We start from the raw sequence: 13,532 nt of genomic DNA, 5'->3' as shown, positions 1-13,532 counted from the left end.
AGGAGGTTCCGTGCCGAATGTCGACCTGATCCTGGGGGCCGATCCGAGCCGGAGACGCTCGATCCGCACCGAGCCGACCCAGCGACGCAGTACACAGCGCCTCGACGCGCTGCTCGATGCGGCGGCGGAGATCGTCGACGAGTCCGGGTTCGAGCGTCTGACCACGCAGATGGTCGCCGAGCGCGCCGGCGCCTCGATCGGCACGGTGTACCGCTACTTCCCCGACCGCGTCGCCGTGCTGTACGCACTTCGCGAGCGCTCGGTGCGGCGTTTCCGCGAGCGCATCGCCGACGACCTCGTCGACATCGACCTCGCCAACTGGTGGCACCTCATGGACGTGGCGATCGACGCCTGCGCCGCGATGTACCGCGACGAACCGGGCTTCAGCGTCGTGCACGCCGCGCGTCGTGAGACGCCCGAGGGCGACATCGAGCCCGAGCTCGCCCACCGACTGGCACGCCTCATCGAGGCGGAGTTCGGCGGCGACGACCTCGACCTCGCGGAGCTGCGCTTCCGCCTCGGCGTCTCGATCGAACTCGGAGACGCGCTCATCAGCCGCGCGTTCGAGCGCGACGAGGCCGGCGACGACCGCTACCTCGCCGAGGCGAAGCGCCTCGTGCACGACTACCTCGCCGAGCACCTCGGTGAGGCGCGAAGCGCCAGCAACGCGGCCTGACACTCCGGTCGGCGGCCGACGCGCCGCGTCGCGCTCGTTGCCTCTGCATGCGATTGGTGTTTGGCTGGAATCCTGTCCCGGTGAGCACCGGGCGTGGAATGAGGCAGCATGATCGAGTTCCGTGGCGTCACCAAGCAGTTCCCCGACGGCACCGTCGCGGTGGCGGGTGTCGACATCGTCGTCCCGCCGCGCAAGACGACCGTCTTCGTCGGCTCGTCGGGCTCCGGGAAGACGACGCTCCTGCGCATGATCAACCGCATGGTCGATCCGACCGCAGGGCAGGTGCTGATCGACGGCACGGATGTCGCGACGCTCGAGCCGGTGGGGCTGCGACGCGGCATCGGGTACGTGATGCAGAACTCGGGACTGCTGCCGCACCGGAAGGTGATCGACAACGTCGCGACGGTGCCGCTGCTCCGCGGTGAGAAGAAGGCCGTCGCCCACGCTCGCGCACTCGAGCTGCTCGACACGGTGGGGCTCGACCGCTCGCTCGCCGACAAGTACCCGAGCCAGCTCTCGGGCGGTCAACAGCAACGGGTGGGCGTCGCCCGCGGCCTCGCCGTCGACCCCAACATCCTGCTGATGGACGAACCGTTCGGCGCCGTCGACCCGATCGTGCGGGCTGAGCTGCAGCAGGAGCTCCTCCGCCTGCAGGGCGAGCTCGGCAAGACGGTCGTCTTCGTCACGCACGACATCGACGAGGCGTTCCTGCTGGGCGACCAGGTCGTGATCATGCAGCACGGCGGGCAGATCTCCCAGGCCGCGTCTCCGGCCGAGATCCTCGCGAATCCCGCCGACGACTTCGTCGCCGACTTCGTCGGGGCGAATCGCGGCAAGCGGGCGCTGCACCTGACCGAGGTCGACGGCCGCCGCATCGTCGTCGACGACGACGGACGGCCGGCGGGAGTGCTCGCCTCGTGAACTGGCTCTGGTCGAATCTCGACCTGGTCGGCGAACTGATGCTGACGCATCTGGCATTGTCGGTGCCCGCGATCATACTGAGCTTCGTGATCTCGGTTCCGATCGGATGGATCGCGCACCGGTACCGGTGGTCGCGAGGGGTGCTGCTCTCGCTCTGCGGCCTGCTCTACGCGATCCCGTCGCTCGCGCTGCTCATCGCGCTGCCGATCGTCACCGGGCAGCGCACCACCTCCCCGATCAACCTCGTGATCGCGCTGACGTTGTACGGCATCGCGGTGATCGTGCGCACCGCCGCCGACGCCTTCGACGCGGTGGAGCCCGATGTGCGCCAGTCGGCGACGGCCATCGGTTATTCGGCGGCGGGTCGGTTCTGGGGCGTCGAGCTGCCGCTCGCGGGGCCGGTGCTGCTGTCCGGCCTCCGGGTCGTGATCGTGAGCACGGTGAGTCTCGCCACCATCGGCGCCGTCATCGGCGTGCAGAGCCTCGGAAGCCTCTTCACCGATGGCCTGCAGCGGGGCATCCAGGCCGAGATCATCACGGGCATCGTGGCCACCATGGTGCTCGCCATCGGGCTCGATTGGGCGAGCGTGGCGATCGGCCGCATGCTGATGCCGTGGTGGCGGCCGAGCGCCGCGGAGCGTCGCCGCACCCTCGACCGCGTCGAGCGGGTGGACGCCGCATGAACCTCCTGCTCGACGGCATCGCCTGGATCCTCGACCCGGCCAACTGGACCGGGGTGGGGTCGATCCCCGAGCGCATCGCCCAGCATCTCGCGATCTCGGCGACCGTGCTCGTGATCTCAGCACTCATCGCCCTGCCGATCGGCACGCTGGTCGGGCACACCGGCCGCGGCAAGGAACTCGTCGTGACGGTCTCCGGCGGGTTGCGCGCGCTGCCGACACTGGGCCTGCTCACGCTCCTCGCGCTGTGGCTCGGCATCGGCCTGCAGGCACCGATCATCGCACTGGTCGTGCTCGCACTGCCGCCGCTGCTCGCCGGCGCCTACTCGGGGCTCGAGTCCGTCGATCGACGCACGGTCGACGCTGCGAGGGCGATGGGCATGCGCGAGGGGCAGATCATCGGCAAGGTCGAGGTGCCGCTCGGCATGCCGATCATCGTCGGCGGCATCCGCTCGGCCACGCTCCAGATCATCGCGACCGCGACGCTCGCCGCCTACATCGCCGACGACGGGCTCGGCCGCTTCATCTTCGCCGGACTGAAGACCCGCGACTACGCCGAGATGCTCGGCGGCTCGATCCTCGTGATCCTGCTCGCCCTCGCCATCGACGGCCTCTTCGCGATCATCCAGCGACTCGTCGTGCCCGCCGGTGTGCGGGCGACCAGAACCAGAGAGCTCCGCTCGCGGCCGCCCCGGCCACGAGCGGTCGTGGGGCGACCCATCACCGAAGGGAATCCAGAATGAACACCGCAGGAAAAGGCCGGCTCGTTGCACTCGCAGCGGTCGCGGTCGGGGCGACAGTGGCCCTGGCAGGGTGCGCGTCGGGCGATCCGCTGGACAGCGGATCGAGCACCGACGGCGCGTCGTCGGAGACGATCGTCGTCGGTTCGCAGGACTACTACTCCAACGAGATCATCGCCGAGATCTACGCGCAGGCGCTCGAGGAGAACGGCTTCACGGTCGATCGGCAGTTCCGCATCGGCCAGCGGGAGGTCTACATCCCCGAGATCGAAGCGGGCGAGATCGACGTGTTCCCCGAGTACACGGGCAATCTGCTCCAGTACTACGTGCCCGACACGACGGCGACGACGAGCGACGACGTCTACGCCGAACTCGAGACCTCGCTGCCCGAGGGCCTGCGTGTGCTCGACCAGTCGTCGGCGACCGATCAGGACTCGTACAACGTCACGAAGGAGTTCTCGGACGCCAACGGCGTGACGAGCCTCGCCGACCTCGCGAAGGTCACGACTCCGCTGACCCTCGGCGGCAACTCCGAGCTCGAGACGCGCCCGTACGGTCCCGAAGGGCTGAAGTCGGTCTACGGGGTCGACGTGGCCTTCACGCCGATCGAGGACAGCGGCGGCCCGCTCACCCTCAAGGCGCTCGTGGACGACCAGGTGCAGCTCGTGAACATCTACAGCGCCGACCCGAACATCAAGGCCAACGATCTCGTGACGCTCGAAGACCCCGAGGGGCTCTTCCTGGCATCGCATGTCGTGCCGGTCGTGAGCGAGAAGGTCACCGATGAGATCGCCGAGGTCATCAACACCGTGAGCGACGCGCTCACCGCCGAAGACCTCGTCGCGCTCAACGCGCTCAGCGTCGACGAGCAGCAGTCCGCCGACCAGATCGCGAAGGACTGGCTCGCCGAGAAGTCGCTGTTCTAGCGGTTCGCGTCGAGGTTCGAGGGGTCGGATGCCGCGGCATCCGGCCCTTCGCCGTCTTCGAGCGCCTCGTCGCCCGCCTCTGAGGGCGCCGGCGCCGGGGCATCCGTCGCCGTCATGTGCTTGGCCTCTGTGCGGACGAGCAGCTTCTTCACGCCCCAGGCGGCGGCGAGGAAGAGGGCGATGATGCCGACGAACAGGTACCCCGCCCAGTGCAGCTCGCGGCTCAGCTCGCGGTAGCTGCCGGCGGCGAGCCAGCCGACGGTCACGTACGAGAACGCCCAGATGACGCAGGCGGGGATCGTCCAGGCCATGAACTTGCGGTACCGCATCGAGCTCATGCCGACCGTGAGCGGGATGAGCGAATGCAGCACGGGCAGGAACCGTGAGATGAAGACCGCGGGACCGCCGCGGCGATCGAGGTAGCGTTCGGCCCGAGCCCAGTTCTCGTCGCCGATCTTGCGCCCGACCCACGAGCGGTGGATGTGCGGACCGAACCAACGGCCCAGCGCGAATCCGATGCTCTCGCCGATCAGTGCGCCGACGATGACGGTGATCGTGAGTGCGAAGTACTCGCCCACTCCGTCGACGGCCGTCGAGGCGACGATCACGATCGTGTCGCCCGGCACGACGAGGCCGATCAGCACCGACGTCTCGAGCAGCATGCCGAGCCCGGCGAGCAGGGTGCGGGCGATCGGGTCGACAGCCTGGACGGTGTCGAGGATCCAGTCGAGGATCTCGTTCATCGTTCGAGCGTACCGAGGAGCGCTGAACGACGGCATCAGACTGCGGACTGATTCGCCAGCGCAGCGGCTCGTACCGTGGTCGGGGTCAGGCGAGTGCGCCGAGTGTGGCGAGCAGCGCGACGATCGGCACGGCGACGATGATCGCTGCGCTCCACACGACGGCGGAGCCGGTGACCGGCCCCGAGAGCTGCTGCGGCTCGTCGAGGCGTGCGAGCCGCGCCTCGAGCATCGTGACGTCGGGAACGACCCCGCCGGAGTCGGCGTAGGCGCCGGGCTCTCCGCCGCTGCCGACCTGCAGCATCGCACGACGGAGTGCGTCGTCGTCGGACTCGCGACGGGCGCGATCGTCGGCGAGCATCTCGGCGAGGAGCGCGACCGACCGCTCGGCGCGGTTTGCGATCGGGAACCAGGGCAGGGCGCTGTGCCAGGCCCGGAACGCGAGCAGCACCAGGTGGTGCAGCTGGTCGAGGTGCGCGCGCTCGTGTGCGATGACGGCCCGGAGCTCGGCGTCGTCGAGCGCGTCGATGAGGCCGTCGGTGAGCACCGTCGCGGTGCGGATGCCCGGCACGCAGTAGGCGAGGGGCACCGGATGCGCGAGCACGCGGGTTCTCGGCTGACCCGGCATGGGGTCGCTGAGCAGGTCGATGAGCTGGTGCTGGCGGCGGCGTTCGCGTTCGGCGCGTACCGCCGTCAGCGCCAGGTTGAGCGCGAGGTGCAGCGCGAGTCCGGCGGCGAGCGTGAGGGCGGCGAGATGTACGACGCCGAACTCGGGCGGGATCGGGCCGGTGAAGAGATGGGGGAGCAGCGCACCGGCCGCGCCCAGGAGCGACCCGGCCGGCGACGCGCCGAAGACGAGCAGGCAGCCGATCATCGAGAGGCCGCCGCCGAGTGCGATCGCCTGCCAGAGTGCGAGGGCGATCGCGGGGGAGCGCGTGGGCCATGCCGCTCGCGACAGCACGAGGGGGATCGGCCAGGCGAGCAGCAGGGCGAACCCGCCGAGCAGCACGGCGACGGCGAGCATCGTCAGGAGCGCGAGAGATCGTCGAGCAGGCGCCGCAGCGTGGCGGCCTCGCCGGCGCTGACGGTGCCGACGAATCTGGCGAGCGCGGCATCGCGGTCGCTTGCGCGGTCGAGCACCTCGTGCATGAGCTCTGCGGTGTGCTCTTCGCGAGTGAGCAGCGCCCGGTAGCGGTGCGGGCGGGTGTCACGAGCTCGCGACACGAAGCCCTTGCGCTCGAGGCGCGACAGCACGGTCAACACGGTCGTCGTCGCGACGGCGCGGCCGGGCTCGCCTTCGCTGATGGCGAGGGCGTCGCGAAGTTCGTTCGCGGTGAGCGCGGCGTCGCGCGACCACAACACCTCCATCACGGAGCGTTCCAGTTCGCCGAGACTCGCCATACCTCCAGACTACCGTCGTCGGGCGATTTGTTCTACGCTTCGTAGAAGAAGGTTCTACCGCGTGTAGAACGTAGCGACATCACGACGCGATCCGCGTGTGAAAGGGGCATCCGTGAACGAGCTGCTGGATCCGCTGCTGCTCGCCCGATGGCAATTCGGGCTCACCACCGTCTACCACTTCCTGTTCGTCCCGATCACCATCGGCCTCGCCACCTCCACCGCCGTCTTCCAGACCGCGTGGTACCGCACCGGCAAGCTCGAGTACCTGAAGATCACGAAGTTCTTCGGCACGATCTTCCTCATCAACTTCGCCATGGGCGTCGTGACGGGCATCGTGCAGGAGTTCCAGTTCGGCATGAACTGGTCGGAGTACTCGCGCTTCGTCGGCGACGTCTTCGGCGCCCCGCTCGCGATGGAGGGCCTGCTCGCCTTCTTCTTCGAGGCCACGTTCATCGGACTCTGGATCTTCGGCTGGGACAAGCTGCCCCGCGGGCTCCACCTCGCGACGATCTGGTGCACGGCCATCGGCTCCATCGCATCGGCGTACTTCATCATCGCGGCGAACGCGTTCATGCAGAACCCGGTCGGGTACGAGATGAACGCCGAACGCGGTCGTGCGGAGCTCGTCGACATCGGTGCGCTACTCGCGAATCCGGTGGCGCTCGCGGCCTTCCCGCATACGATCGCGGCGAGCTTCATGGTCGCGGCCGGCCTCATCATCAGCGCCGCGGCCTGGCACCTCGCCCGCAACCAGCACCTCGACTCGATGCGTCCCGCGCTGAAGTTCGGCCTCTGGGTCATGGTCGGCTCCGGCATCCTCACGACCCTCTTCGGCGACCAGCTGAGCCTCGCCATGGTGGCGACCCAGCCGATGAAGATGGCCGCTGCCGAGGCGATGTACGACACCGCCTGCGGGGCGGATGCCTCGTTCTCGCTCTTCACCCTCGGCACACCCGACGGCACGAGCGAGCTCTTCTCCATCCGCGTGCCGTACCTGCTCTCGTTCCTCTCGACGCACACCTTCGACGGCTGCGTCGAGGGCATCAACGACCTCCAGGCGCAGTACACGGATCTCTACGGACCCGGCGACTACACGCCCATCATCTGGATCACCTACTGGGCGTTCCGCTGGATGATCGGCCTCGGTCTGCTCCACGTGCTCGTCGCCGTGGTCGGCCTCTGGGTCACCCGCAAGGGCCGCATGCCCAAGCAGGCATGGGTCTGGAAGGTCGCGATCTGGAGCTTCCCCCTCTCGCTCGCCGCCATGATCGTCGGCTGGATCTTCACCGAGATGGGCAGGCAACCCTGGATCGTGTTCAGCCTGCTGCCGACGGAATCCGCTGTCTCGCCGAACGTGACCGGACTCGACGTGCTCATCTCGCTCGTGGCGTTCACCCTGATCTACGGCATCCTCGCCGTCGTCGAGGTGCGCCTCATCATCCGGGCCATCAAGAAGGGCCCACCGGAGCTCGGCGAACCCGATCCCGAAACCGGCCGCGTCGAACCCGCCTCGACGGTCTACTAGGAGGACACACCATGGATCTCACAGTGCTCTGGTTCTGGATCGTCGCCTTCATGTTCGTCGGCTACTTCGTGCTCGACGGCTTCGACTTCGGCATCGGCATGTCCCTTCCGTTCCTCGGGAAGGACGACACCGACCGCCGTGTGCTCATCAACACGATCGGCCCGGTCTGGGACCTGAACGAGACGTGGGTGATCGTCGCGGGAGCGGCGCTCTTCGCCGCGTTCCCCGAGTGGTACGCCACGCTCTTCTCCGGCTTCTACCTCGCGTTGCTGCTCATCCTGCTCGCGCTCATCGCTCGCGGCGTCTCGTTCGAGTACCGCCACCAGCGACCGGAGTCGCGCTGGAAGAAGTGGTTCGACGGCATGATCGTCGTCGGGTCGGCGGTGCCGGCCCTCCTCTGGGGCGTCGCGTTCGCCAACATCGTGCAGGGCGTGCCGCTCGACGCCGACCACAACTACACGGGAACGCTCTTCGACCTGCTGAACCCGTACGCGCTGCTCGGCGGCGTCACGACCCTGCTGCTGTTCTTCACCCACGGCGTGGTGTTCGCCTCGCTGAAGACCGAGGGAGACCTGCGCGAGCGAGCGCGACGGCTCGCCACCAAGTCGGGTCTCATCACGATCGTCGTCGCCGCCTCGTTCCTCCTCTGGACCGGACTCGCCTTCGGCACGCTCTGGTTCTGGATCCTCGCGGCCGTCGCCGCGGTGGCACTCATCGGCGGGTGGATCGCGAACCTGCGCGGGGCGGAGGGCATCGCCTTCACCCTGCTCGCCGTCACGGTCGCCACCGCGGTGCTCGCCCTCTTCGCGGCGCTGTTCCCCGACGTGATGCCGGCGTCGAACGATCCGGCGAACAGCCTCACGATCGAGAACGCCTCGAGCACGACGTACACGCTCACCGTCATGAGTTGGGTCGCCGTGTTCTGCCTCCCGTTGGTGCTGTTGTACCAGGGCTGGACCTACTGGGTGTTCCGCAAGCGCGTCTCGCGTGCTTCGATCGAGGCGGCAGCGCACTAGGTGAGACCGCTCGATCCGCGGCTCCTCCGCCGCTCCCGCGCCGCCCGCGGCTTCCTCGCCGCGGGCGGCGCGCTCGCCCTCGTCCAGAGCGCCGCCATCGTGGCGTTCGCGTGGTCGCTCGCGTCCCTCGTGACCGGCTTCATCGACGGCATGTCGATGGCCGATGGCGTGCCGTTCCTCGTGCTGCTCGTCGCCGCGGCATCCGTTCGCGCCGTCGCGGCCTGGGTCTGGGACGTGGTGGGCTCCGCCGGCGCCACCCGGGTGAAGGCCGAGCTCCGGAGCGAACTGCTCACGGCGCTCGAGGCCGAGCCCGAGGGGCTTCCCGACTTCCCGACGGCGCGCATCGCGACCCTGCTCGGTCCGGGGCTCGACGCCCTCGACGCGTACTTCGGCCAGTACCTGCCGCAGCTCGTGTCGACGATCGTCGTCACTCCGATCCTCATCGCGATGGCGTGGATCGCCGACCCGCTGTCGGGGCTCGTGCTCGTGATCGTGCTGCCGCTCATCCCCGTCTTCATGGCGCTCATCGGCATGGCCACCCAGGTCGTGCAGCGGCGCCAGTGGGAGAGTCTCGCGTCGCTGTCGCGCGGGTTCCTCGAGGTCGTCGGAGGGCTGTCGACGCTGCTGCTCTTCCGCCGTGCCGAGCGCCAGACCGCACGGATCAGGGCGGTCACCGACGAGTACCGCTCGCACACCATGAAGGTGCTGCGCATCACCTTCCTCTCCGGGTTCACGCTCGAGTTCGCCGCCAGCCTCTCGGTCGCGCTCGTCGCCGTCTCGATCGGGCTCCGCCTCGTCGCGGGCGACATGATGCTGATCGCCGGGCTCTTCGTGCTGGTGCTCGCACCCGAGGTCTTCCTGCCGCTCCGCAACGTCGGCGCCGCCTTCCACGCGTCGACCGAGGGCGTCGCCGCGTCGGTCGACGCCTTCGACCTGCTCGACGCGGCCGAGCAGGCGGGCCGGGCTCCGGTTCGCGACACGGCTGCCGCCGCCGAGATTCCGGATGCCGGTTCGGGCCTGCAGCTCCGCGGCATCCGGGTCGTGCGGGGTGATCGGGTCGTGCTCGACGGCCTCGACCTCGAAGCAGGTCGCGGCGAACTCGTCGCGGTGACCGGGGAGAGCGGTTCGGGCAAGTCGAGCCTGTTCGCGGCGCTCCTCGGCTTCGTGCCGATCGAGGGCGCTGCGCAGCTCGACGGCTGGCGGCTCGGCGCCGGCGCCGGCGCTGACGCACGTTCGAAGGTCGCGTGGTCGGGGCAGGCTCCGGCGCTCCTCGCCGGAACGATCGCCTCGAACGTGCGCCTCGGCGACGAAGACGCCGACCCCGCGCTCTGCATGCGCGCATGCCGGCTCGCCGGCGTCGAGCTCGACCCCGAGCTGCGGCTCGGACCCGGCGGCTCGGGCCTGTCGGGCGGCCAGGCGCAGCGCGTCGCGACCGCCCGGGCGATCCATCGGCTGCTCGCCCGAGACGCTCCGCTGCTGCTGCTCGACGAGCCGAGCTCCGCGCAGGACGCCGACCGCGAGGCCGCCCTCGGCGACGCGCTTCGCGAACTCGCCGCCGAGGGGCGGATCGTCGTCGTCTCGACGCACCGCACCGCTTTCGCCGCCCGTGCCGATCGCATCGTCGAACTGGAGCCTGCGCATGTCTGATCCCGCGCGCGCCTTGCTGCGCCGCTCCATCCCGAGCCCGCGCCGGCTCCTGCCCGCCGTGCTGTTCGGCATCGGCTCCGCCGGGTCGACGATCGTGCTGCTCGCGTGCTCGGCCTGGCTGATCGCCCGTGCCGACGAACAGCCGCCCGTCCTGTACCTCTCGATGGCGATCGTCGGCGTGCGCGCGTTCGCGCTCGGCCGCTCGGTGTTCCGGTACCTCGAGCGGCTCACGGGCCATGACGCCTCGTTCCGGCAGCTCGCCACGATTCGTGCGGACGTGTTCGCGCGCATGCCGCCGATCGCCCCCGACGGCATCGCGGCGACGCGACGCGGTGATCTGCTCGATCGCTTCGTGAGCGATGTCGACGAGCTGCAGAACGTGCCGCTGCGGGCCGTGCAGCCGCTCGTGAGCGCGGCGATCGTGCTCGTGGCCGCCGTCATCGGCATCGGGTTCCTGGCCCCGGAGTCTGCTGTCGCCGTGCTGATCTGCCTCGTCGTTGGCATCGGTGCAGCGCTGCTCGTGCAGCAGCGAGCGGTCGCCCGCGCCGAGCGCACCACGGCACCGCTCCGCGGCGATCTCCAGGCGGCGATCGTCGAACACGTGCAGGCGCTCGACGTGCTCGTGGCCTTCGATGCCGCGGGCGCCGGGCGTCGACGCATCGACGAGCTCGGAGCCGAGTACGCCGGGGCGACCCGGACGCGCGCAGCGGCGACCGGCGTCGCGGCGGCGGCGATGAGCGCGATCGGCGGATTCGCCGTGGCCGCGAGCCTCGCTGCGGCGGTGCCCCTCCTGCAGGACGGCCGCATCGACGGGCCCACCTTCGCCGTGCTCTGCCTCGTGCCGCTCGCGATCGCCGAGATCGCGACTGCGGTGCCGCTCGCGGCGTCGTCGCTCCGGCTCGCGCGGGCGAGCGCTTCCCGGGTCGCCGGAGCGGTGCCCGACACCGTGCCTGCGGGCATCCCCGTCGTGCCGGAGTCTCCGGCGGCACCGCCGACGGGCGATGCGCCGCCGATGATCGAGCTGCGCGGCGTGCAGGCGAGCTGGCCGGAGCTCGCGAACCCCGAAGGCGCCGATCCCAGCGGCTCCGACGACGGCAGGGGAGCGGCCCTCACCCGGGTCGATCTCGCGATCGCGCCCGGCGAACGGCTCCTCGTGCGCGGCGGCTCAGGGGCGGGCAAGACCACGCTCGCCCACGTGCTCGTGCGCTTCCTCGACTATGCGGGCTCCTACCGACTCGGCGGTGTCGAAGCGTCGACCCTCGATCCCGCCGAGGTGCGCGGCATCGTCGGACTGGTCGAGCAACGGCCGTGGCTCTTCGATGAAGACGTGCGGCAGAACCTGATCTTCGCCCGCGACACCGCGAGCGACGAGGAGCTGCTCGAGGTGCTCGACCGCGTCGGGCTGCGCGGGTGGGTCGAGGAGCGCGGCGGACTCGACGCGAAGGTCGGCGAACGCGGCGCCCTCGTCTCGGGCGGGCAGGCGCAGCGACTCGCCCTGGCCAGGGCGATGCTCGCCCGATTCCCCGTGCTCGTGCTCGACGAGCCGACGGCGAGCGTCGACCCGGCGCGCGCCGTCGCGCTCCTTCGCGACCTGACCGACGCCGCGAGTCGCTCGGGCAGCAGCGTCGTGCTCATCTCGCACGCCCCGGTCGACCCCGCACTCGTCGATCGCGTCGTGACGATCGAAGACGGCCGCCTCCCGGCGATCTAGGCTGAGAGGATGCCGCGCCGCATCCGTCAGCTCACCCTGCCGGTGTGGCGCGACCCCGAAGCGGTCTTCCGCGCGTGCTTCGCTGAGTCGGAGCATGTCGTGTGGCTCGACGGGGGTGCGGATGCCACGTCGGGCTCGAGCGTCATCGCCGCGGCGCACCCCGGCACCGAGTTCGTCACGGCGGATGTGCGTCGCGGCACGGTCTCGAGGTCGCGGCCGGCGGCGTCGGATGCCTCGGCGCGGCTGTCGACCACGACGGCCGGCTCGATCTTCGACGTGCTCGGCGAGGTGCTCGCCGAGTACCGACCGGCACCGGGCGACGACGCCACCGAGGCCACCGAGGCCACCGAGGCCGGCGGCCCGATCGGCTGGTTCGGCTGGTTCAGCTACGAGCTCGGCGCGCAGCTGAACGAGGTCCCGGCGGCCGAAGCCGCAACGGCCGACGCCGCGTTCCTCTTCGTCGACCGCGCGATCGTCTTCGACCATTCCGCACGATCGATGCGGCTCGTCTGGCTGCACGATGACGCCGTCGAATCGTCGCCCGCCGACGCCTGGGTCGAGCAGCTCGCACGTGCGATCGACGGGCTCGACGCGGCATCCGTGCCACTGGCCTCGGCGGTTCCGCCGTCGACGAGTGCCGGCGCCGACCGCGCGCCGACGCGCTGGCGTCATGATCCGCAGCGCTACGAGCAGCTCATCGCCGAATGCCAGGCCGCGATCATCCGCGGCGACGCGTACCAGCTCTGCCTCACGAACCGGGTCGACGTCGACGTGCACCCTGATCCGGCCACCGCCTACCTGGCGCTCCGCGCCTCGAGCCCGAGCCATCACGGCGGGTACCTGCGCTTCGGGGACACCGCGCTGCTGAGCGCCTCGCCCGAGCAGTTCCTCCACGTCGAACCCGGAGGCATCGTCTCGACGAAGCCGATGAAGGGCACTCGGCCGCGAAGCGACGACCCCGAGGCCGACGCCGCCCTCCGCCGGGAGCTGCTCGCCAGCGAGAAGGAGCGCGCCGAGAACCTCATGATCGTCGACCTCATGCGCAACGACCTCGGCCGCATCGCCGAGCTCGGCACCGTCGAGGTGCCGAGCCTCCTCGACGTCGAGGAATACGCCCACGTGCACCAGCTGGTCTCGACGGTGACCGCGCGGCTGCGGCATCCGCTCACCGCGCTCGACGCCGTGCAGTCGGCGTTCCCGGCGGGCTCGATGACGGGCGCGCCGAAGCACAGCGCCATGACGATCCTGCACGGGCTCGAGCAGGGGCCGCGGGGGATCTACTCCGGGGCGTTCGGCTACCTCGGCGTCGACGGCGGCGCCGACCTCGCGATGGTGATCCGGTCGATCGTGCTCACACCCGATGGCGCCTCCATCGGCACCGGCGGCGGCATCACGGCGCTCTCGGTCGCCGCCGAGGAGGTCGAGGAGACCCGCATCAAGGCGCGCGCCCTGCTCGCGGTGCTCGGCGCGGAGATGCCCGCCTCGGAGTGAGTAGGCTTGATACCCGAGTGCGCCGTGATCCGGCGCGCCCGGAAGCCCTCCCCGAGCG

13 protein-coding genes are annotated in these 13,532 nt (G+C 70.2%); 10 read left to right on the top strand and 3 right to left on the bottom strand.

Annotation, left to right across the window (positions count from 1 at the left end; genetic code table 11):
• Positions 1-10: 10 nt before the first annotated feature.
• The 5 genes from BUR99_RS05370 (at position 11) to BUR99_RS05350 (ending at position 3,943) form a co-directional block, all read left to right on the top strand.
• The gene (locus tag BUR99_RS05370; RefSeq protein WP_074259242.1) at positions 11-676 is read left to right on the top strand and encodes a TetR/AcrR family transcriptional regulator; all 666 of its coding nucleotides are present in this window, start codon (positions 11-13) and stop codon (positions 674-676) included.
• A gap of 108 nt (positions 677-784) precedes the next feature.
• Positions 785-1,597 (top strand): ABC transporter ATP-binding protein, encoded by an 813-nt coding sequence (locus tag BUR99_RS05365; protein WP_074259241.1) that lies wholly within the window; start codon positions 785-787, stop codon positions 1,595-1,597.
• On the top strand, positions 1,594-2,280 hold the full coding sequence (locus BUR99_RS05360; protein ID WP_074259240.1) for an ABC transporter permease: 687 nt from the start codon (positions 1,594-1,596) through the stop codon (positions 2,278-2,280). The genes BUR99_RS05365 and BUR99_RS05360 overlap by 4 nt, the downstream gene beginning before the upstream one ends.
• Positions 2,277-3,020 (top strand): ABC transporter permease, encoded by a 744-nt coding sequence (locus BUR99_RS05355; RefSeq protein ID WP_074259239.1) that lies wholly within the window; start codon positions 2,277-2,279, stop codon positions 3,018-3,020. Before BUR99_RS05360 ends, BUR99_RS05355 begins: the two co-directional genes overlap by 4 nt.
• A complete protein-coding gene (locus BUR99_RS05350; protein WP_074259238.1) occupies positions 3,017-3,943 on the top strand; it encodes an ABC transporter substrate-binding protein in 927 nt (308 codons plus the stop codon). Before BUR99_RS05355 ends, BUR99_RS05350 begins: the two co-directional genes overlap by 4 nt.
• On the opposite strand, the gene BUR99_RS05345 is transcribed toward BUR99_RS05350, so the two are convergent.
• The 3 genes from BUR99_RS05345 to BUR99_RS05335 all read right to left on the bottom strand — a co-directional run bounded on the left by BUR99_RS05345 (position 3,940) and on the right by BUR99_RS05335 (position 6,084).
• Positions 3,940-4,686, bottom strand: coding sequence for a DedA family protein (locus tag BUR99_RS05345; protein WP_074259237.1), 747 nt, complete (start codon positions 4,684-4,686; stop codon positions 3,940-3,942). The two genes, BUR99_RS05350 and BUR99_RS05345, sit on opposite strands and share 4 nt — an antisense overlap.
• Positions 4,687-4,771: 85 nt before the next feature.
• A complete protein-coding gene (locus tag BUR99_RS05340; protein ID WP_074259236.1) occupies positions 4,772-5,707 on the bottom strand; it encodes a M56 family metallopeptidase in 936 nt (311 codons plus the stop codon).
• Between the two features lie 2 nt (positions 5,708-5,709).
• Positions 5,710-6,084, bottom strand: a complete 375-nt coding sequence (locus BUR99_RS05335; RefSeq protein WP_074259235.1) for a BlaI/MecI/CopY family transcriptional regulator — start codon at positions 6,082-6,084, stop codon at positions 5,710-5,712.
• 112 nt (positions 6,085-6,196) lie between these two features.
• Here BUR99_RS05335 and BUR99_RS05330 point away from each other — a divergent pair, with 112 nt between their 5' ends.
• The 5 genes from BUR99_RS05330 to pabB are packed head-to-tail and all read left to right on the top strand — an operon-like array spanning position 6,197 to position 13,474.
• Positions 6,197-7,609, top strand: coding sequence for a cytochrome ubiquinol oxidase subunit I (locus BUR99_RS05330; RefSeq protein ID WP_074259234.1), 1,413 nt, complete (start codon positions 6,197-6,199; stop codon positions 7,607-7,609).
• Positions 7,610-7,620: 11 nt separating this feature from the next.
• On the top strand, positions 7,621-8,625 hold the full coding sequence (cydB, locus tag BUR99_RS05325; RefSeq protein WP_074259233.1) for a cytochrome d ubiquinol oxidase subunit II: 1,005 nt from the start codon (positions 7,621-7,623) through the stop codon (positions 8,623-8,625).
• The gene (gene cydD, locus BUR99_RS05320) at positions 8,626-10,272 is read left to right on the top strand and encodes a thiol reductant ABC exporter subunit CydD (protein WP_074259232.1); all 1,647 of its coding nucleotides are present in this window, start codon (positions 8,626-8,628) and stop codon (positions 10,270-10,272) included.
• Positions 10,265-11,983 (top strand): thiol reductant ABC exporter subunit CydC, encoded by a 1,719-nt coding sequence (gene cydC / locus BUR99_RS05315; protein ID WP_074259500.1) that lies wholly within the window; start codon positions 10,265-10,267, stop codon positions 11,981-11,983. Before cydD ends, cydC begins: the two co-directional genes overlap by 8 nt.
• 9 nt (positions 11,984-11,992) lie before the next feature.
• Positions 11,993-13,474: an aminodeoxychorismate synthase component I gene (pabB, locus tag BUR99_RS05310; RefSeq protein ID WP_074259231.1), complete on the top strand. Its 1,482-nt coding sequence runs from the start codon at positions 11,993-11,995 to the stop codon at positions 13,472-13,474.
• The last annotated feature ends 58 nt before the right edge of the window (positions 13,475-13,532 follow it).

This window comes from Agromyces cerinus subsp. cerinus (genome assembly GCF_900142065.1).
Classification (GTDB): domain Bacteria; phylum Actinomycetota; class Actinomycetes; order Actinomycetales; family Microbacteriaceae; genus Agromyces; species Agromyces cerinus.
This window is presented reverse-complemented; position numbering and strand designations above follow the sequence as displayed.

Excerpts from the sequence above, each read along its gene's own strand:
- BUR99_RS05365 (WP_074259241.1), top strand. The coding sequence starts at position 785 with ATGATCGAGTTCCGTGGCGTCACCAAGCAGTTCCCCGACGGCACCGTC.
- BUR99_RS05355 (WP_074259239.1), top strand. The coding sequence starts at position 2,277 with ATGAACCTCCTGCTCGACGGCATCGCCTGGATCCTCGACCCGGCCAAC.
- BUR99_RS05350 (WP_074259238.1), top strand. The coding sequence starts at position 3,017 with ATGAACACCGCAGGAAAAGGCCGGCTCGTTGCACTCGCAGCGGTCGCG.
- BUR99_RS05345 (WP_074259237.1), bottom strand. The coding sequence starts at position 4,686 with ATGAACGAGATCCTCGACTGGATCCTCGACACCGTCCAGGCTGTCGAC.
- BUR99_RS05340 (WP_074259236.1), bottom strand. The coding sequence starts at position 5,707 with ATGCTCGCCGTCGCCGTGCTGCTCGGCGGGTTCGCCCTGCTGCTCGCC.
- BUR99_RS05335 (WP_074259235.1), bottom strand. The coding sequence starts at position 6,084 with ATGGCGAGTCTCGGCGAACTGGAACGCTCCGTGATGGAGGTGTTGTGG.
- cydB (WP_074259233.1), top strand. The coding sequence starts at position 7,621 with ATGGATCTCACAGTGCTCTGGTTCTGGATCGTCGCCTTCATGTTCGTC.
- cydC (WP_074259500.1), top strand. The coding sequence starts at position 10,265 with ATGTCTGATCCCGCGCGCGCCTTGCTGCGCCGCTCCATCCCGAGCCCG.
- pabB (WP_074259231.1), top strand. The coding sequence starts at position 11,993 with ATGCCGCGCCGCATCCGTCAGCTCACCCTGCCGGTGTGGCGCGACCCC.